Origin of the sequence: Pseudomonas sp. NY15181 (assembly GCF_048068055.1) — a bacterium.
In the GTDB taxonomy this organism is placed as follows: Bacteria; Pseudomonadota; Gammaproteobacteria; order Pseudomonadales; family Pseudomonadaceae; genus Pseudomonas.
Genome location: NZ_JBLUPT010000001.1, coordinates 946,660 through 964,561 on the forward strand (window position 1 = coordinate 946,660; position 17,902 = coordinate 964,561).

At 64.0% G+C, this 17,902-nt stretch carries 18 protein-coding genes; 16 read left to right on the forward strand and 2 right to left on the reverse strand.

Annotation, left to right across the window (positions count from 1 at the left end; genetic code table 11):
- Positions 1 to 91: 91 nt before the first annotated feature.
- The 8 genes from acpP (at position 92) to ACNFBT_RS04380 (ending at position 6,485) form a co-directional block, all read left to right on the forward strand.
- Entirely contained in the window at positions 92 to 328 is a 237-nt protein-coding gene (acpP, locus tag ACNFBT_RS04345; protein WP_015477931.1) for an acyl carrier protein, read from the forward strand.
- Positions 329 to 446: 118 nt separating this feature from the next.
- Complete coding sequence (gene fabF / locus ACNFBT_RS04350; RefSeq protein ID WP_416746757.1) at positions 447 to 1,691, forward strand: beta-ketoacyl-ACP synthase II; 1,245 nt, start codon at positions 447 to 449, stop codon at positions 1,689 to 1,691.
- On the forward strand, positions 1,691 to 2,506 hold the full coding sequence (gene pabC, locus ACNFBT_RS04355) for an aminodeoxychorismate lyase (protein ID WP_416746758.1): 816 nt from the start codon (positions 1,691 to 1,693) through the stop codon (positions 2,504 to 2,506). The genes fabF and pabC overlap by 1 nt, the downstream gene beginning before the upstream one ends.
- A 6-nt stretch (positions 2,507 to 2,512) precedes the next feature.
- Positions 2,513 to 3,589 (forward strand): endolytic transglycosylase MltG, encoded by a 1,077-nt coding sequence (gene mltG, locus ACNFBT_RS04360; RefSeq protein ID WP_416747201.1) that lies wholly within the window; start codon positions 2,513 to 2,515, stop codon positions 3,587 to 3,589.
- 26 nt (positions 3,590 to 3,615) lie between these two features.
- Positions 3,616 to 4,248: a dTMP kinase gene (gene tmk / locus ACNFBT_RS04365; RefSeq protein ID WP_416746760.1), complete on the forward strand. Its 633-nt coding sequence runs from the start codon at positions 3,616 to 3,618 to the stop codon at positions 4,246 to 4,248.
- Positions 4,241 to 5,227: a DNA polymerase III subunit delta' gene (locus ACNFBT_RS04370; protein ID WP_416746762.1), complete on the forward strand. Its 987-nt coding sequence runs from the start codon at positions 4,241 to 4,243 to the stop codon at positions 5,225 to 5,227. The genes tmk and ACNFBT_RS04370 overlap by 8 nt, the downstream gene beginning before the upstream one ends.
- Positions 5,228 to 5,263: 36 nt before the next feature.
- Complete coding sequence (locus tag ACNFBT_RS04375) at positions 5,264 to 5,620, forward strand: PilZ domain-containing protein (RefSeq protein ID WP_009621447.1); 357 nt, start codon at positions 5,264 to 5,266, stop codon at positions 5,618 to 5,620.
- Positions 5,621 to 5,708: 88 nt separating this feature from the next.
- Positions 5,709 to 6,485, forward strand: coding sequence for a TatD family hydrolase (locus ACNFBT_RS04380; RefSeq protein WP_416746764.1), 777 nt, complete (start codon positions 5,709 to 5,711; stop codon positions 6,483 to 6,485).
- A gap of 282 nt (positions 6,486 to 6,767) precedes the next feature.
- Here ACNFBT_RS04380 and ACNFBT_RS04385 read toward each other — a convergent pair whose 3' ends face one another.
- Positions 6,768 to 7,901 (reverse strand): aminotransferase class V-fold PLP-dependent enzyme, encoded by a 1,134-nt coding sequence (locus ACNFBT_RS04385; protein ID WP_416746766.1) that lies wholly within the window; start codon positions 7,899 to 7,901, stop codon positions 6,768 to 6,770.
- Positions 7,902 to 7,985: 84 nt separating this feature from the next.
- On the opposite strand from ACNFBT_RS04385, the gene ACNFBT_RS04390 reads away from it, so the two are divergent.
- The 5 genes from ACNFBT_RS04390 to ACNFBT_RS04410 all read left to right on the forward strand — a co-directional run bounded on the left by ACNFBT_RS04390 (position 7,986) and on the right by ACNFBT_RS04410 (position 12,627).
- Complete coding sequence (locus ACNFBT_RS04390; protein WP_152224531.1) at positions 7,986 to 8,624, forward strand: TetR/AcrR family transcriptional regulator; 639 nt, start codon at positions 7,986 to 7,988, stop codon at positions 8,622 to 8,624.
- Between the two features lie 93 nt (positions 8,625 to 8,717).
- Positions 8,718 to 9,686 (forward strand): GTP 3',8-cyclase MoaA, encoded by a 969-nt coding sequence (locus tag ACNFBT_RS04395; RefSeq protein ID WP_416746769.1) that lies wholly within the window; start codon positions 8,718 to 8,720, stop codon positions 9,684 to 9,686.
- Positions 9,687 to 9,879: 193 nt separating this feature from the next.
- Complete coding sequence (locus tag ACNFBT_RS04400; protein WP_416746771.1) at positions 9,880 to 11,340, forward strand: ArnT family glycosyltransferase; 1,461 nt, start codon at positions 9,880 to 9,882, stop codon at positions 11,338 to 11,340.
- Positions 11,341 to 11,440: 100 nt separating this feature from the next.
- Positions 11,441 to 12,052, forward strand: coding sequence for a DUF4823 domain-containing protein (locus tag ACNFBT_RS04405; protein ID WP_416746773.1), 612 nt, complete (start codon positions 11,441 to 11,443; stop codon positions 12,050 to 12,052).
- Positions 12,049 to 12,627, forward strand: a complete 579-nt coding sequence (locus tag ACNFBT_RS04410; RefSeq protein WP_416746775.1) for a DUF1285 domain-containing protein — start codon at positions 12,049 to 12,051, stop codon at positions 12,625 to 12,627. Before ACNFBT_RS04405 ends, ACNFBT_RS04410 begins: the two co-directional genes overlap by 4 nt.
- A gap of 119 nt (positions 12,628 to 12,746) precedes the next feature.
- Here ACNFBT_RS04410 and ACNFBT_RS04415 read toward each other — a convergent pair whose 3' ends face one another.
- A complete protein-coding gene (locus ACNFBT_RS04415; RefSeq protein WP_416746776.1) occupies positions 12,747 to 14,435 on the reverse strand; it encodes an electron transfer flavoprotein-ubiquinone oxidoreductase in 1,689 nt (562 codons plus the stop codon).
- Positions 14,436 to 14,746: 311 nt separating this feature from the next.
- On the opposite strand from ACNFBT_RS04415, the gene ACNFBT_RS04420 reads away from it, so the two are divergent.
- From ACNFBT_RS04420 to fabV, 3 genes are all read left to right on the forward strand, one after another.
- A complete protein-coding gene (locus ACNFBT_RS04420) occupies positions 14,747 to 15,496 on the forward strand; it encodes an electron transfer flavoprotein subunit beta/FixA family protein (RefSeq protein ID WP_416746778.1) in 750 nt (249 codons plus the stop codon).
- The gene (locus ACNFBT_RS04425; RefSeq protein ID WP_343572827.1) at positions 15,496 to 16,425 is read left to right on the forward strand and encodes an electron transfer flavoprotein subunit alpha/FixB family protein; all 930 of its coding nucleotides are present in this window, start codon (positions 15,496 to 15,498) and stop codon (positions 16,423 to 16,425) included. Before ACNFBT_RS04420 ends, ACNFBT_RS04425 begins: the two co-directional genes overlap by 1 nt.
- A 214-nt stretch (positions 16,426 to 16,639) precedes the next feature.
- Positions 16,640 to 17,836, forward strand: coding sequence for an enoyl-ACP reductase FabV (fabV, locus tag ACNFBT_RS04430; protein ID WP_416746781.1), 1,197 nt, complete (start codon positions 16,640 to 16,642; stop codon positions 17,834 to 17,836).
- Positions 17,837 to 17,902 lie beyond the last annotated feature (66 nt).

The window sequence follows — 17,902 nt, forward strand, 5'->3', positions numbered from 1 at the left end:
GTCAGCGTTCAGCTTGAAATGCAGAAAACCCTTTCTATACACTTACCCGCAGCCCAGCTGTACGGATTGTCCATAGGAGTGAAAACAAGGTATGAGCACCATCGAAGAACGCGTCAAGAAGATCGTTGCTGAGCAACTCGGCGTTAAGGAAGAAGAAGTCACCAACAGCGCTTCCTTCGTTGAAGACCTGGGCGCCGACTCCCTTGACACCGTTGAGCTGGTGATGGCTCTGGAAGAGGAATTCGAGACCGAAATCCCCGACGAGCAAGCCGAAAAGATCACCACCGTTCAGGAAGCCATCGACTACATCGTTGCCCACCAGGCATAAGACGTAGTCGTCGGTTCCCCGACGAAAGAAGCCGCACGGCCTGCAAAGGCGTGCGGCTTTTCTTTAGCGCCGGCATCAGCCGGCGTTATTGCCGTGAAACGTATGAGAGGAAGTCACAGTGTCGCGTAGACGCGTAGTCATCACCGGCATGGGTATGTTGTCGCCCCTGGGTGTGGATGTGCCGAGCAGTTGGGAAGGCATTCTCGCCGGGCGCAGTGGTATCGCCCCGATCGAACACATGGACCTGTCCGCCTTCTCCACCCGCTTCGGCGGTTCGGTGAAGGGGTTCGACGTCGAGCAGTACATGTCCGCCAAGGAAGCTCGCAAACTCGACCTGTTCATCCAGTACGGCCTGGCCGCCAGTTACCAGGCGGTACGCGACTCCGGCCTGGAAGTCACCGACGCCAACCGTGAACGCATCGGCGTTGCCATCGGTTCCGGCATCGGCGGTCTGACCAACATCGAAAATACCTGCCGTTCGCTGTTCGAGCAGGGGCCTCGGCGCATCTCGCCGTTCTTCGTGCCCGGCTCGGTCATCAACATGGTTTCCGGGTTCCTGTCGATCAACCTCGGTCTGCAGGGTCCCAACTACGCTATCACCACCGCCTGCACCACCGGCACCCACAACATCGGCATGGCCGCGCGCAACATCGCCTATGGCGAGGCTGACGTGATGGTCGCCGGCGGCTCCGAGATGGCCGCCTGTGGCCTGGGGCTGGGCGGCTTCGGCGCGGCCCGCGCACTGTCCACCCGCAACGACGAGCCGGCCAAGGCCAGCCGTCCGTGGGACAAGGACCGCGACGGCTTCGTGCTCTCCGACGGCGCCGGCGCTCTGGTGCTGGAAGAGCTGGAACACGCCAAGGCGCGTGGCGCGCGTATCTACGCCGAAGTCGTAGGCTTTGGCATGAGCGGCGACGCTTACCACATGACCGCTCCGCCGGAAAACGGCGCGGGTGCTGCGCGCTGCATGAAGGCGGCGCTGCGTGACGCCGGCCTGAACCCGGAGCAGGTCGATTACATCAATGCCCACGGCACCTCCACGCCGGCCGGCGACATCGCGGAAATCGCCGCGGTGAAGTCGATCTTCGGCGAGCATGCCTACCGGTTGTCGATGAGCTCCACCAAGTCCATGACGGGTCACCTGCTGGGTGCTGCCGGTGCGGTCGAGGCGATCTTCTGCGTGCTCGCCCTGCGCGACCAGGTGGCGCCGCCGACCATCAACCTGGACAACCCCGACGAAGGCTGCGATCTGGACCTGGTGGCGCACCAGCCCAAGGAGCGTCCGATCGATATCGCCCTGTCGAACTCCTTCGGCTTTGGTGGCACCAACGGTTCCCTGGTGTTCCGCCGGTTCCACGGCTGATGCTGAGCTGGGTCGACGGCCGCAGCGCCCAGGTCCTGTCCGTGAGGGATCGCGGACTGGCCTACGGCGATGGCCTGTTCGAAACCATTCGCGTGTCGGCAGGCCGTCCGCGCCTGTTGGCACGCCACATGGCCCGGTTGGAAGAGGGCGTGCAACGCCTGGCCCTGCCGGTCTCGCTGGAGCGGGTCGAAGACGAACTGCTGCGCTTCAGTACGGCATTGGGCGATGGCGTCGCCAAGCTGATGCTGACCCGTGGCGAAGGCGCGCGCGGCTATGCGCCGCAGGCGGACGCCCAGGTGCGTCGCCTGTTGCTCGGCTCCCCGGCGCCGGCCTACCCGGCAAAGCATGGGGAGGAGGGCGTGCAGCTCTTCCCCTGTGCCACGCGCCTGGCCGAGCAGCCCTTGCTGGCCGGCCTCAAGCACCTCAATCGCCTGGAGCAGGTGCTGGCACGCGCCGAATGGGATGATCCGACCTTTGCCGAGGGTCTGATGCGCGATGTATCCGGGCGGATCGTCGAAGGCGTGTTCAGCAATCTGTTCCTGGTCCGCAATGGCGAACTGGTCACCGCCGAGCTCAGCCGTTGCGGCGTTGCCGGCGTGATGCGCGCCGAAGTGATCGAGCGCGCCAGCGAACTCGGGCTACCGGTCATCGTGCGGGATATCGACTTCGCCGAACTGGCGCAGGTCGACGAGGTCTTTCTCTGCAACAGCCTCTACGGCATCTGGCCGGTGCGTGGCTTTGCCGGTCGTGCTTGGCCGGTCGGGCCGCTGACCCGTAAACTGCAAGGCCAACTTCGCGAACTTCTGGATTCCTGACACGTGATTCGCAAATTGCTGGTGCTGCTGGAAGGCGGCCTGCTGCTGGTCGGGCTCGTGCTGGGCCTCGCGGCCTGGGAGCAGCACCGCGCGCTGCAACAGCCGCTCCAGCTCACCGAAGAGCGATTGCTCGATGCGCCTTCCGGGGCGACGCCGGGCGGACTGCTGACCCGCTTGCAGGACGAGGACGTGCTGCATGGCGCGTTCTGGCTGCGCCTGTACTGGCGCTTCAACCTTGCCGGCGAGGCGCTGCACAGCGGCGAATACCGCCTCAAGCCCGGCATGACTGCCGCCGAATTGCTCGACCAGTGGCGCGACGGTGACGTGGTGCAGTACGGCCTGACCCTGGTCGAAGGCTGGACCTTCCATCAGGTGCGTGAGCTGCTCGCTCGCCAGCCCAAGCTCGGCCAGACCCTGGCCGGCCTCAGCGATGCCGAGGTGATGGCCAAACTGGGCAAGCCGGGAGTTTTCCCCGAAGGGCGCTTCTTCCCGGATACCTACCGTTTCGTCCGTGGCACCCGTGACATCGACCTGCTGAAACAGGCCTACCAGCGCATGGACAACATCCTTGCCGAAGAGTGGGACAAGCGTGAATCGGACCTGCCGTACAAGGATGCCTACCAGGCGCTGATCATGGCCTCGCTGGTGGAGAAGGAAACCGGCGTACCGCAGGAGCGCGGCCAGATCGCCGGGGTCTTCGTGCGTCGCCTGGAAAAGAACATGCTGCTGCAGACCGACCCGACCGTCATCTACGGCATGGGCGATCGCTATGCCGGCAAGATCACCCGCGCCGATCTGCGCGAGGCGACCCCCTACAACACCTACGTGATCGCCGGCCTGCCGCCGACGCCCATCGCCCTGCCGGGGCGTGAGGCCATCCACGCGGCGCTCAATCCGGTGCCCGGACAGAGCCTGTACTTCGTCGCGCGGGGCGATGGCAGCCATGCCTTCTCCGACAACCTCGACGATCACAACAAGGCGGTCCAGGAATTCCAGCTCAAGCGTCGCGCCGACTACCGTTCCAGCCCGGCACCGGTGCTCGCGCCGAACGCCCCCGCTGGCGATGCCCCGGCGACGCAGTAGCCCGACAAGAGATCAAGGAGAGCCGAGTGACCGGCCTGTTCATCACCCTGGAAGGCCCCGAAGGCGCGGGCAAGAGCACCAACCGCGAATACCTGGCCGAACGCCTGCGCGAGCGCGGCATCGAAGTCCAGCTCACTCGCGAACCCGGCGGTACCCCGCTGGCCGAGCGTATTCGCGAACTGCTGCTGGCGCCCAGCGACGAAAAGATGGCGGTGGACACCGAGCTGCTGCTGGTTTTTGCAGCTCGCGCCCAGCATATCGCCGAGGTGATCCGCCCGGCCCTGGCGCGCGGCGCCGTGGTGCTGTGCGACCGTTTCACCGACGCCACCTACGCCTATCAGGGCGGTGGCCGCGGCCTGCCGGTGGAGCGCATCGCTCAACTGGAAGCCTTCGTCCAGGGCGGTCTGCGCCCGGACCTGACCTTGGTCTTCGATCTGCCGGTGGAAATCGGCCTGTCCCGCGCCGCAGCTCGCGGCCGGCTCGACCGTTTCGAGCAGGAGGGCCGTGCCTTCTTCGAAGCCGTGCGCAGCACCTATCTGGATCGCGCCCGCGCGGAGCCCGCGCGCTACCGCATCGTCGATGCCGCCCAGCCGCTGGCCGAGGTGCAGCGCAACCTGGATGCGCTGCTGCCGAGCCTGCTGGAGCGCCTGCATGGCTGATATCTATCCCTGGCAGCAGGGCCTCTGGCAGCAACTGAGCGGTCGCGAGCGACATGCCCACGCCTACCTGCTGCACGGTCCGGCCGGAATCGGCAAGCGTGTGCTGGCAGACAACCTGGTACACCTGCTGCTCTGCCAGAAACCGACGAACGGTAAGGCCTGTGGCCAGTGCAAGGCCTGCCAGCTGCTCGCTGCCGGTACCCACCCGGATTTCTTCCTGCTGGAGCCGGAAGAGCCGGAGAAGCCCATCCGTGTCGACCAGGTGCGTGAATTGGTGGGTTTCGTGGTGCAGACCGCTCAGCTGGGCGGGCGCAAGGTGGTGCTGCTGGAGCCCGCGGAAGCCATGAACCTGAATGCTTCCAACGCCCTGCTGAAAAGCCTGGAGGAGCCCTCCGGCGACACGGTGCTGCTGCTTATCAGCCACCAGCCCAGCCGGCTGCTGCCGACCATCAAGAGCCGCTGCGTGCAGCAGGCCTGCCCGCAACCGACCGCGGAGCAGAGCCGTGCGTGGCTGGCCGGTGCCTTGCCGGAGGAGTCGACGGAGGGGCTGGACGAGTTGCTGGTACTGGCCGGCGGTTCGCCGCTCACCGCACTGCGCCTGCATGGGCAGGGCGTTCGCGAGCAGCGCGCGCAGGTGGTGGACGGGGTGAAGAAGCTGCTCAAGCAGCAGGTCGCCCCCAGCCAGTTGGCGGAGAGCTGGAACGCGATGCCTCTGCCGCTGTTGTTCGACTGGTTCTGCGACTGGGCCTTGCTGACCCTGCGCTACCAGCTGGCGCGCGACGAAACCGGCCTTGGATTGGCCGATATGCGCAAGGTGGTGCAGTACCTCGCCGAGAAATCAGGGCAGGGCAAGGTGCTGGCGATGCAGGACTGGTTGCTGGTGCAGCGGCAGAAAGTCCTGAACAAAGCCAACCTCAATCGTGCCTTGCTTCTCGAAGCCTTGCTCGTGCAGTGGGCAAGCCTCCCTGGGCCGGGCTAGAATCCGCCCATTGGATACAACTGCCAGGACAGCTGAATGAGCTTGCCACCGAATCTGGGTCCGCGGAACGGAATCCTGTCCCTGACGATCAAGGACAAGTCCGTACTGTATGCCGCCTACATGCCGTTCATTCGCAACGGTGGTCTGTTCATCCCGACCAACAAGACCTACAAGCTGGGCGATGAGGTCTTCATGCTGCTCAACCTGATGGATGAGCCGGAGAAGATCCCGGTGGCCGGCAAGGTTGTCTGGATCACCCCCAAAGGCGCCCAGGGCAACCGTGCGGCGGGTATCGGCGTGCAGTTCAACGACGGCGACAATACTGCGCGCAACAAGATCGAGACTTACCTCGCCGGCGCGCTGAAGTCGGACCGCCCGACCCATACCATGTAGCTCATACCCTGTAGAATAGGCAGGCTGTACAGGCTGCAAACACGAAGCGCCCCCTGGGGCGCTTCGTCATTTTCCGGAGAGTGTTTTCATGCTGGTCGATTCCCACTGCCACCTCGATCGCCTCGATCTCGCCGCCCACGGCGGTTCGCTGGATGCTGCGCTGGACGCTGCCCGCGCGCGTGGCGTCAGCCAGTTCCTGTGCATCGGCGTCAGCGCGGACAACGCCAGGGCGGTCAAGGACCTGGCTGACCGCTATGCCGACGTGCACTGCTCGGTGGGCGTGCATCCGCTGGACCTGGAGCCGGGCAGCGCGCCGGCGCTGGACTGGCTGCTGGGCGAGCTGAATCACCCACGCGTGGTCGCCATCGGCGAGACCGGCCTGGATTACCACTACGAGCCCGAAGCCGCCGAACTGCAGCAGGAAGCCTTCCGCCTGCACCTGGAAGCGGCGAAGGTCACCGGCAAGCCCGTCATCGTCCACACCCGTGAAGCCCGCGCCGATACCCTGGCGCTGCTACGCGAGGCCGCGCTGCCGCAGGCCGGCGTGCTGCACTGCTTCACCGAGGATTGGGAGATGGCCAGGGCGGCGCTGGATATCGGCTTCTACATCTCGCTGTCGGGCATCGTTACCTTCCGCAATGCCGAACAGTTGCGCGAGGTGGCGCGCCAGGTGCCGGCCGACCGCCTGCTGGTGGAAACCGATTCGCCTTACCTCGCCCCGGTGCCGTACCGTGGCAAGCCGAACCTGCCGGAGTACGTGCGCGAAGTCGCCGAGTACCTGGCTGTGCTGCGCGGCGTGAGCTTCGAGGCCCTGGCCGAGCAGACCACCGCCAACTTCCGTCGCCTGTTCCCGCTGGCCGCCTGATTGCCGAGGCGGGCGAAGCGCGGCTGCGGCGATTGCGGCGGTGCGTTTACAAAAATCGCGCGCAAAAAAAACCCGGGTTCTGGGGGATGAATCCGGGTCAAGACCATTAGGAGTGTAACAATAAGGTACGCGATCCTCGGTACCTTCACCGGCGGGGCACTTGGGGGGAGATGCCGCGCACCGGTATTCATAAGTATTGGTCAAGATGACGCGGCTGCCACAGAGGGCCGGGTATTTTTTAAACGGATTTGGAATACATCACGGCGGGCTGAGCACCTGGGCTCATTCCTGCGCGATATCGGCGATCAATGCCAGGGTTTCCTCGATCACCTGTTCCGTCGTGTAGAAGTGCGGTGAGAAGCGAATACCGGCGCCGCGCTGGATGCAGACCACCTGTTCCGCGCGCAGGCGCTCCAGTAGCCGGGCATTGTCCCAACCGGCCAGGCTGAAAGTCAGGATGCCCGCGCGGCGCGCCGGACTCAGCGGGCTGTGCAGGGCCGCGCCGGCGATCCGCGCCAGTCCGTCCTGCAACTGCTGTACGCGCTCCTCCACCAAGGCGCCCACTTTCGTCATGCCAACTTCTTCCAGCAGGCTCAGGCTGGCGTCGAGCGCCACCGCGCCGAGCATGTTCGGGCTGCCGCACTCGAAGCGCCGCGCGCTGCGTGCCGGTTGCCAATCGGCCGAATCGTAGTTGCCGGCGTTTTCCAGCATATGCCAGCCGTACTCCTGCAGCGCCAGTTGTTCCCGTTCGGCGGCGCGGCAATAGAACACGCCCAGGCCTTCCGGGCCGAGCATCCACTTGTGGCCGTCGGCCATGGCGAAGGCGCAGTCGTAGGCCTGGACATCGAAGGGCAGGGCGCCGAGTTGCTGGATGGCGTCGATGCAGAACAACACGCTGCGCTGGCGGCAACCCGCGCCGAGGCGTTCCAGGTCCATGCGCAGCCCGCTGGCGTACTGTACGGCGCTGATCGACAGCAGGCGCGTACGCGGGCCGCAGGCGGCGAGCAGATCACCCTCGGGGTCGGCGCCGTTCAGGTTGACCTGAATGACCTCGACCCCCCTGGGCTTGAGCGCCTCCCAGACGATTCGATTGGAGGGGAACTCCTGGTCGCTGATCACCACCTGGTCGCCCGCGCGCCAGTCCAGGCCGAAGGCGACGAACGACAGCGCCTCGGAGGTGTTCTTCACCAGTGCGATATCGCCGGTGGTCTGGGCGTTGAGCAGGCGCGCCAGGCGCTCGCGCAGGCGCTTTTCGATGGTCAGCCACTGCGGGTAGTCGCGGGCACCGAGCAGGACGTTCTCCTGGGCAAACGCGGCAACCGCATCGGCCGCTCGCTTGGGCCAGGGCGCTACAGCTGCGTGGTTCAGGTAGCGAAGGCCGAACTGTTGGGGAAATTCGTGGGCGAAGCTAATCATGTCGGATGGTCCGTGCAATTTGGCGCTGAATAGGCATAATACGCGGCTTCGAATTTTGACTATTTTTGACCGAACAGTCTTTTTATGCAGAAAGAGCCGCGCAAGGTTCGCGAATTCCGTCGTCGCGAACAGGAAATCCTCGACACCGCCCTCAAGCTGTTCCTGGAGCAGGGCGAAGACAGTGTCACGGTCGAAATGATCGCCGATGCGGTGGGTATCGGCAAAGGCACCATCTACAAGCACTTCAAGTCCAAGGCCGAGATCTATCTGCGCCTGATGCTGGACTACGAGCGCGACCTGGCGGCGCTGTTCCATTCCGAAGATGTGGCACGGGACAAGGAGCGCCTGTCGCGCGCCTACTTCGAGTTCCGCATGCGCGATCCGCAGCGCTACCGCCTGTTTGATCGTCTGGAAGAGAAGGTGGTGAAGACCAGCCAGGTCCCGGAGATGGTCGAGGAGCTGCACAAGATCCGCGAATCCAACTTCGAGCGCCTGAGCCAGCTGATCAAGGAACGCATCGCGGCGGGCAAGCTGGAAGACGTGCCGGCCTACTTCCACTACTGCGCCGCCTGGGCGCTGGTGCACGGCGCCGTGGCGCTGTACCACTCGCCGTTCTGGCGCGAAGTGCTGGAGGACCAGGAGGGCTTCTTCCAGTTCCTCATGGACATCGGCGTGCGCATGGGCAACAAGCGCAAGCGCGACGGCGATACGCCGGCCGCCTGAGTCGATATTCGCACTGTCCATCGTCGCTCGTGCGACAGGTCGGCGGGTGAGGGTGGGGATATACTGAACGGATAATCCCCGCCGGAGCCGAACATGATCGTCGACCGCCAGGGCAGGCGCTTTCGCAACCTTCGGGTCAGCCTGACCGCCGCCTGCAACTACGCCTGCACCTACTGCGTGCCGGACGGCAAGCGTCTGGTCGCTGCGCAGGACGAGCTGTCGGCCGAATCCCTGGTGCGTGGCGTCGCCTACCTGATCGAAGCGGCCGGCATCGAGCGCCTGCGGGTGACCGGCGGCGAGCCGCTGGTCAGTCCCAAGCTGGATATTTTCCTGCATGGCGTCAGTCGCCTCGGTCTGCAGGACATCGCCATCACCACCAACGGCCAGCTGTTGTCGAAGAAGCTGCCGTTGCTGCTGGATTGCGGTATCCGACGTCTCAACGTTTCCCTCGATACCCTGGATGCCGATGCCTTCCGTCGCATCGCCCGTGGCGGTGATCTGGCGACCGTGCTCAAGGGGCTCGAAGAGGCTCGCGCGGCTGGCCTGAAGATCAAGCTCAACATGGTGCCGCTGCGCGGGCAGAACCTCGACCAGGTGCTGCCGCTGCTGGACTACTGCCTGGAGCACGGCTTCGAGCTGCGCTTCATCGAGTTGATGCGCATGGGGCACCTGGCCCGGGACCCGAATGCCTTCAACCAGCAGTTCATCGGCATGCAGGAGCTGCTGGAGCTGATTGGTTCGCGCCACCCCTACATCCAGGCCAACGCGCCCGTGGATGCCACCGCGCTGCGCTACGAAGTGCCGGGACAGGGCTTCTTCGGCGTGATCGCCAACGAAAGTGTACCGTTCTGCCGTACCTGCTCGCGCCTGCGCCTGTCGTCCACCGGCTGGCTGCATGGCTGCCTGTCGTCGAGCAATCGCCATTACGTCGGCGATCTCCTCGATAAACCCCGTCATCAGGCCCTGCCGGCGCTCCAGCGCCTGCTGGTTCGGGCGTTGGCGGACAAGCAGGAAGTCGCCTTCTCCGGCGGCGTCACCGTCATGAAGATCATCGGCGGTTGATCCGATAGTTTCCGTCGGCCGCTGGCTGAAGCAGAATGGGCGCCGCGCCGGGGCGGCGCATGGCCATCCGGCCGAGTCGCGCCAGTCCGCCGCTTGCTCGAGTCGTATCCCGGCCCGCGATGCTCCGCGTGCCGGGCGGTTTTCCTTGCCCCATCCTCTGTCCTTGTCCGTTGCACCGCGGGAGGTTGCATTGATGCAGGAACGTATCGAACTGGAACAGGGGTTCTGGTTCTTGGTGGTTGTAGCGCTGCTGTTGATCCTGTGCCTGTGGGGTAATGGCGATATCGCCTTCCTCAGCGTCAACGAGGCGCGGAGGGCGGTCACGGTTCGCGAGATGTACCAGGCGAACGACTGGCTGCTGCCGCACATGAACGGCGATCTCTACCTGGCCAAACCGCCGCTCTTCTACTGGCTGGCACTGATTCCGGTGTACCTGACGGGCGCCGTGTCGGAGTGGGCCGTGCGGCTGCCCTCGGCGCTGCTGGCGCTCGCCACGCTGGCCGGCACCTTCTATTGGGGGCGCCGTATCGGTGGGCGTGGCCTTGGCCTGTTCGCCTGCATTTTCCTGGCGGCCAACGCAGGGTTCAGCCAGTTCGCCCGGCGGGCGGAAATCGAGATGACGCTGACCGCGTTCTGCTTCCTGTCCTTGCTCTGCGCATACGTCTATCTGTGCGTCGATGGTCGCCGTCGGTGGAGCATTCTGAGCTACGTCCTGCTCGGTTGCGCCCTGCTGACCAAGGGGCCGGTCAGCCTGCTGCTGGTAACCCTGCCGGTGCTGGTCTTCTCCCTGGTCCAGCGCCAGGAGCGCGCGCGGGCCTACCTGTGCGACATTCCCGGTTGGCTGATCGCCCTGTCGCTGGGAGCGTCCTGGTATGCCGCCGTGACCCTGCACGAGGGCATGGATGTCTGGAAAGCGATCTTCCAGCAGGACATCGTCGACAAGGTCAGCGGCAGCGTCGGCAGCGATCCCTGGTATGCCTATCTGCTGTATCTCGCCGGTGATTTTGCTCCGTTCTGTCTGTTGCTGCTGGTGGGGCCGCGGCAACTCTGGCGGCAGATTCGGCAGAGTCCGCCGCTGCTTCTGGCGCTTTGCGCGACTCTCGTGCCGCTGGTGGTGTTCTCCCTGTTCAGCGACAAGCACGCCAAGTACCTCCTGCCGACCTACCCCTGTGTCGCCCTGCTGCTGGCGTATCACTGGGTTCAGGTCTTTTCCCGGATAGAGGGCTGGCGGCGCAAGGCCATGGTCTGGGCGCCCCTGGTGCTGCTGTTTGGTTTTGTCGTCTTCTATACCGTCCTTGAACGCACGGTCTTCGCCTATCGCTACCAGGCGTTGCCGGAAGTCACCCGGATTGCCGCGGCGCATCCCAGCCTGCCGCTCTACAGTCTCGAGGTGCCGGACATGCGCCTGGTGTATTACGCCGGGCGCCCCGTTGCCCGCTTGTCGGCTGATTCGGCAAACTCGACAGCGGCCGGCCTGCTGTTTGTGCCCGGAAAGTTGCCAGCCTCGCTGCAGGCGTCGGCGCATTGCGTCAGCGACACGGTTCCGAAGTACCTCAGTCGCCGTAAGGAACTTCAGGTCGTGCTGCTGGGCCGCGCCTGCGGCAGCGGAGGGGATACGGCCACGCAGCCGATGGCGGGAAACACCCATGGCTGAACTGCGGCTGCAGTGTCCGAGGGAAGTGCTTACGGGTGGCGCGGAATCTGCATCCTGCGGTCGAGTGCTGGTTTCTCGACGCCGGCCGTGGAGACAAGACATGCGCACCCTTCTGGCGATTCTCGCCATGGCAGCCCTGGCGGGCTGCATGACGCCCAGCGACATGGCCGAGCGCACCGGCTATTACGTGGGCGATGCCGGCTTCCTCGACCACAGCCAGGCCCGTCGCACGGGGAACTGGCGCCTGCAGCCGGACTCGTTCATCTACATCGCCCAGGGCCCCTTCGTGCCGCCCGGCCATCCCTATGCACGGCCGAACGTGGTGGCGGAGGAAGCGTTCAAGGGCTTCGTCGAGTATTTCCCGATGGTGCGGCGCGCCCAGGGGCCGCTGGGGCTTGAGGGGGCGATGAAGGAAGCGCGTGCGGTGGGCGCCAACTATCTGCTCTATACCCGCTTCGCACGTGGGGAAGACAATGTCGGCAGCTACGAAGAGTATGAAGACACCGACAACGCCGTGGGGCGCGACCGCAGCGTGATCCAGGTGATGCTCATCGAAACCTCCAACCGCTACCTGGTGGACAGTGCCACCATCCGCAGTCGCGGCGGTTTTCTGACATTCTATGATGCAGCGCCCGACGACCTGATCGGGCAGCCGCTGGAAGATTACGCCCGCAGCCTGCTGGGCGTGAGGACGCACGAGGAATACCAATGACCGACCCCCTGACGAATCCGGAGCGTGCCGGCAACCTGCTGGCGCAGATTCCCGCCACCAAGGGCAAGGGGCTGCCGCCGGTGCATCTGTGGAACCCGGACTGCTGCGGTGACATCGACATGCGCATCGCTCGCGACGGCACCTGGTATTACCTGGGCACGCCGATCGGGCGCAAGCCGATGGTGCGGCTGTTCTCCACCATCATCCGCCGCGATGGCGACGATTACTTCCTGGTCACGCCGGTGGAAAAGTGCGGGATCACGGTCGACGACGCGCCGTTCGTCGCAATCAGCTTGGTTGTAGAAGGCGAGGGGGAGCAGCAGGTGCTGCGCTTTACCACCAATGTCGAGGATGACGTGGTAGCCGATGCCGCGCACCCGATTCGCGTGGAGCTTGATCCGCAGACCCAGGAGCCGTCGCCCTACGTGCTGGTGCGGGTGAACCTGGAGGCGCTGATCCATCGCAACGTGTTCTATCAGTTGGTCGAACTAGCCGTCAGCCGCGAGATCGATGGGCAGGAATGGCTGGGTGTGTGGAGTTCGGGCGAGTTCTTCCCCATAGCTCCACAACCGTGACTCTATAGTCCGAATGAGTCTGGTAGTTCTTTTTTTGGTCTGCTACACGCCCTCGGCCAGAGGATTTCGGTTAAAAAAAAGGCTCCCGAATGGGAGCCTTTTTCATTACCGCCAACGCATTACATGTTGGGGTAGTTCGGGCCGCCGGTACCTTCCGGTGCCACCCAGGTGATGTTCTGGGCCGGGTCCTTGATGTCGCAGGTCTTGCAGTGCACGCAGTTCTGCGCGTTGATCTGGAAGCGCTTGCTACCGTCGTCGTTGCTCACCACTTCGTACACGCCGGCCGGGCAGTAGCGCTGCGCAGGCTCGTCGTAGAGCGGCAGGTTCTTCTGCACCGGCACGCTCGGGTCGGTCAGCTTCAGGTGGATCGGCTGGTCTTCCTCGTGGTTGGTGTTGGAGAGGAACACCGAGGACAGCTTGTCGAAGCTGATCTTGCCGTCGGGCTTGGGGTAATCGATCTTCGGCGCTTCGCTGGCCTTCTTCAGGGTCGCGTAGTCCGGAGTGGTGTCGTGCAGGGTGAACGGAATCTTGCCGCCGAAGATGTTCTGGTCGATGAAGTTGAACGCACCGCCACCGATGGCGCCGAACTTGTGCATCGCCGCGCCGAAGTTGCGGCTGCGGAACAGCTCGTCGTACAGCCAGCTGCCCTTGAACGCATCGACGTAGTTGGTCAGCTCGTCGCCGCCTTCGCGGCCGGCGAACAGGGCTTCGGCCACGGATTCGGCGGCCAGCATGCCGGACTTCATGGCGGTGTGGCTGCCCTTGATCTTGGCGAAGTTCAGGGTGCCCAGGTCGCAACCGATCAGCGCGCCGCCCGGGAAGACCATCTTCGGCAGCGAGTTCAGGCCGCCCTTGCAGATGGCGCGAGCGCCGTAAGCCACGCGCTTGCCGCCTTCCAGGTACTGCTTGATCACCGGGTGGTGCTTGTAGCGCTGGAACTCGTCGAACGGCGACAGGTGCGGGTTGGTGTAGGACAGGTCGATGATCAGGCCGACCACCACCTGATTGTTCTCCAGGTGATAGAGGAAGGAACCGCCCGGGTTCTCGTCGTTCAGCGGCCAGCCGGCGGTGTGCACCACCAGGCCCTGCTCGTGCTTGGCCGGGTCGATGTCCCAGATTTCCTTGATGCCGATGCCGTAATGCTGGGCGTCGGCTTCGCTGTCGAGCTTGTACTTCTTGATCAGCTGCTTGCCGATGTGGCCACGGCAGCCTTCGGCGAACAGGGTGTACTTGGCGCGCAGTTCCATGCCGGGGGTGTAGTAACCCTCTTTCGGATTGCCTTCGCGGTCGACGCCCAGGTCACCGGTGACGATGCCGCGCACCACGCCATTTTCGTCGATCAGCGCTTCCTGGGCGGCGAAGCCCGGGTAGATCTCGACGCCCAGGCCTTCGGCCTGCTGGGCCAGCCAGCGGCACAGGTTGCCCAGGGAAATGATGTAGTTGCCTTCGTTGTGCATGGTCTTGGGCACGAAGAAGTTCGGCACCTTGGCCGCCGCTTCCGGGCTCTTCAGCACATAGATGTCGTCACGCTTGACCGGGGTGTTCAGCGGCGCTTCGAGCTCTTTCCAGTTGGGGAACAGCTCGTTCAGCGCGCGCGGTTCGAACACGGCGCCGGAGAGGATGTGGGCGCCCACTTCGGAACCCTTCTCGACCACACAGACGCTGATTTCCTGACCGGCGTCGGCGGCCTTCTGCTTCAGTCGGCAGGCGGCGGACAGACCGGCAGGGCCGGCGCCGACGATGACGACGTCGAATTCCATAAATTCGCGTTCCACTATCGATCTCTCCTGAATCAAGGCTCTGGGCATTTTGTAGGTATTGGGTTGGGCGTGCCCCCACCCGGTAAGAGCGGGGCGCATTATAGCTAGACCTGTTGCTATATCTAAACCCTTTATCGAGCGCAATACAAACGTTTGTTTGAATCGCCCGTAGCCCTGATAGAATCGGGGTCCGCGGCTTATGTTGGGGTATTTTCGTGTATTGACCCGCCAGGGCGATGCGGTCAAGATACCTGCGGTTTTGCGGTCGCGGTCTCGCTGGATGTAGTCGCAGATGGCGTGCACTACCAGCCAGGCCTGTCTGGCGACATTCCTATTCACCGGAGAATAACGAGGAATCCATGAAGGTTCTTGTAGCTGTCAAACGAGTGGTTGACTATAACGTCAAGGTCCGCGTCAAGGCGGACAACTCCGGCGTCGATCTCGCCAACGTCAAGATGTCCATGAACCCCTTCTGCGAAATCGCCGTGGAAGAAGCCGTTCGCCTGAAAGAGAAAGGCGTCGTCACCGAGATCGTTGCGGTCTCCGTCGGCCCGACCGCTGCCCAGGAGCAACTGCGTACCGCGCTGGCTCTGGGTGCCGATCGCGCCATCCTCGTTGAATCCAACGAAGAACTGAGCTCCCTGGCCATCGCCAAGGCGCTGAAGGCCCTCGTCGACAAAGAGCAGCCGCAGCTGGTCATCCTCGGCAAGCAGGCCATCGACAGCGACAACAACCAGACCGGCCAGATGCTGGCTGCGCTGACCGGCTACGCCCAGGGCACCTTCGCCTCCAAGGTCGAAGTGGCTGGCGACAAGGTCAACGTCACCCGTGAAATCGACGGCGGCCTGCAGACCGTTGCCCTGAACCTGCCGGCGATCGTCACCACCGACCTGCGCCTGAACGAGCCGCGCTACGCGTCGCTGCCCAACATCATGAAGGCGAAGAAGAAGCCGCTGGACGTGGTGACCCCGGACGCCCTGGGCGTTTCCACCGCTTCCACCGTGAAGACCGTGAAAGTCGAAGCTCCGGCTGCCCGTAGCGCTGGCATCAAGGTCAAGTCCGTTGCCGAACTGGTCGAGAAACTGAAGAACGAGGCGAAAGTAATCTGATGGCTATCCTGGTAATCGCTGAGCACAACAACGGCGCACTGGGCGCTGCCACCCTGAACACCGTCGCTGCCGCGCAGAAGATCGGTGGCGACATCGCCGTCCTGGTCGCTGGCCAGAACGTCGGTGGCGTGGCCGAAGCTGCTGCCAAGATCGCAGGCGTTTCCAAGGTGCTGGTCGCCGACAACGCCGCCTACGCTCACCAGCTGCCGGAGAACGTCGCTCCGCTGATCGCTGAGCTGGGCAAGGGCTACAGCCACGTGCTGGCCGCCGCCACCACCAACGGCAAGAACTTCCTGCCGCGCGTTGCCGCCCTGCTGGACGTCGACCAGATCTCCGAGATCATCGAAGTCGTCAGCGCCGACACCTTCAAGCGCCCGATCTACGCCGGTAACGCCATCGCTACCGTGCAGTCCTCGGCTGCCGTCAAGGTCATCACTGTGCGTGGCACCGGCTTCGACGCCGCTGCTGCCGAAGGCGGTTCCGCCGCCGTTGAAGCGGTTTCCGGCCCGGCTGACGCCGGCAAGTCCGCCTTCGTCGGCGAAGAGCTGGCCAAGTCCGACCGTCCGGAACTGACCGCTGCCAAGATCGTGGTCTCCGGTGGCCGCGGCATGGGCAATGGCGACAACTTCAAGATCCTCTACGCCCTGGCCGACAAGCTGGGCGCCGCTGTCGGTGCTTCCCGCGCCGCGGTCGATGCCGGCTTCGTGCCGAACGACATGCAGGTCGGCCAGACCGGCAAGATCGTTGCACCGCAGCTGTACATCGCGGTGGGCATCTCCGGTGCCATCCAGCACCTGGCGGGCATGAAGGATTCCAAGGTCATCGTTGCGATCAACAAGGACGAAGAGGCGCCGATCTTCCAGGTCGCCGACTACGGTCTGGTCGCCGACCTGTTCGAAGCCGTACCGGAGCTGGAAAAGGCCGTCTGAGCCCGATCCGCTTTCTGAAGGAACCCGCCCTGGTGGCGGGTTCTTTCATTTCAGGTCCTTGATTTCCCTAGGGAAAGGGATGATTTGCCACGTGCATGACCCATTGGTCACGAATCTTCGCCGATAAGTCCCCGGACGAAGGTGTCTCATCTACAATGCGCGACGTCTCCAGTTCCTGAATGTGTTCAATCGACACCTGGCTACCGAGGTTTTCATGATCATCAAACCGCGCGTGCGTGGCTTCATCTGCGTCACTACCCACCCGACCGGCTGTGAAGCCAACGTCAAGGAACAGATCGAGTACGTCGAGGCGCATGGCCCCATCGCCAACGGTCCGAAGAAGGTCCTGGTCATCGGTTCCTCCACCGGTTACGGCCTGGCCGCGCGCATCAGCGCCGCCTTCGGTGCCGGCGCCGACACCCTGGGCGTGTTCTTCGAGCGTCCGGGCAGCGAGACCAAAGCGGGCACCGCCGGCTGGTACAACTCGGCCGCCTTCGAGAAGTTCGCCAAGGCCAAGGGCCTGTATGCGCGCAGCATCAACGGCGACGCATTCTCCGACGAAGTGAAGAAGGTCACTATCGAAACCATCAAGCAGGACCTGGGCAAGGTCGACCTGGTGGTCTACAGCCTGGCCGCTCCGCGCCGCACCCATCCGAAGACCGGCGAGGTCTTCAACTCCGTGCTCAAGCCGGTCGGCAAGACCGTCAACTTCCGTGGTCTGGACACCGACAAGGAAGTGATCAAGGAAAGCGTGATGGAGCCGGCCACCGCTGAGGAAATTGCCAACACCGTAGCCGTGATGGGCGGTGAAGACTGGCAGATGTGGATCGACGCCCTGCAGGAAGCCGGTGTGCTGGCCGATGGCGCCAAGACCACCGCCTTCACCTATCTGGGCGAAGAGATCACCCACGACCTGTACTGGAACGGCTCCATCGGCGCCGCCAAGAAGGATCTGGACCAGAAGGTCCTGGGCATTCGCGAGAAGCTGGTCGCCACCGGCGGTGATGCCCGCGTTTCCGTGCTCAAGGCTGTGGTCACCCAGGCCAGCTCGGCCATCCCGATGATGCCGCTGTACCTGTCGCTGCTGTTCAAGGTGATGAAGGAGAAGGGCACCCACGAGGGTTGCATCGAGCAGGTTGATGGCCTGTTCCGCGAGAGCCTGTATGGCGCCGAGCCGCACCTGGATGCCGACGGTCGCCTGCGCGCCGACTACAAGGAGCTGCAGCCGGACGTGCAGGACACCGTGAAGGACCTGTGGAACAAGGTGACCAACGAGAACCTGTACCAGCTGACCGACTTCACCGGCTACAAGACCGAGTTCCTCCGTCTGTTCGGCTTCGAGATCGCCGGCGTGGACTACGAGCAGGACGTCAATCCGGACGTGCAGATTCCCAATCTGATCCAGCTCTGAGGTTGAAGCCCGGCCACTGGCCGGACCTTCGGCTCAAACAGAAACGGCGCCCTCGGCGCCGTTTCT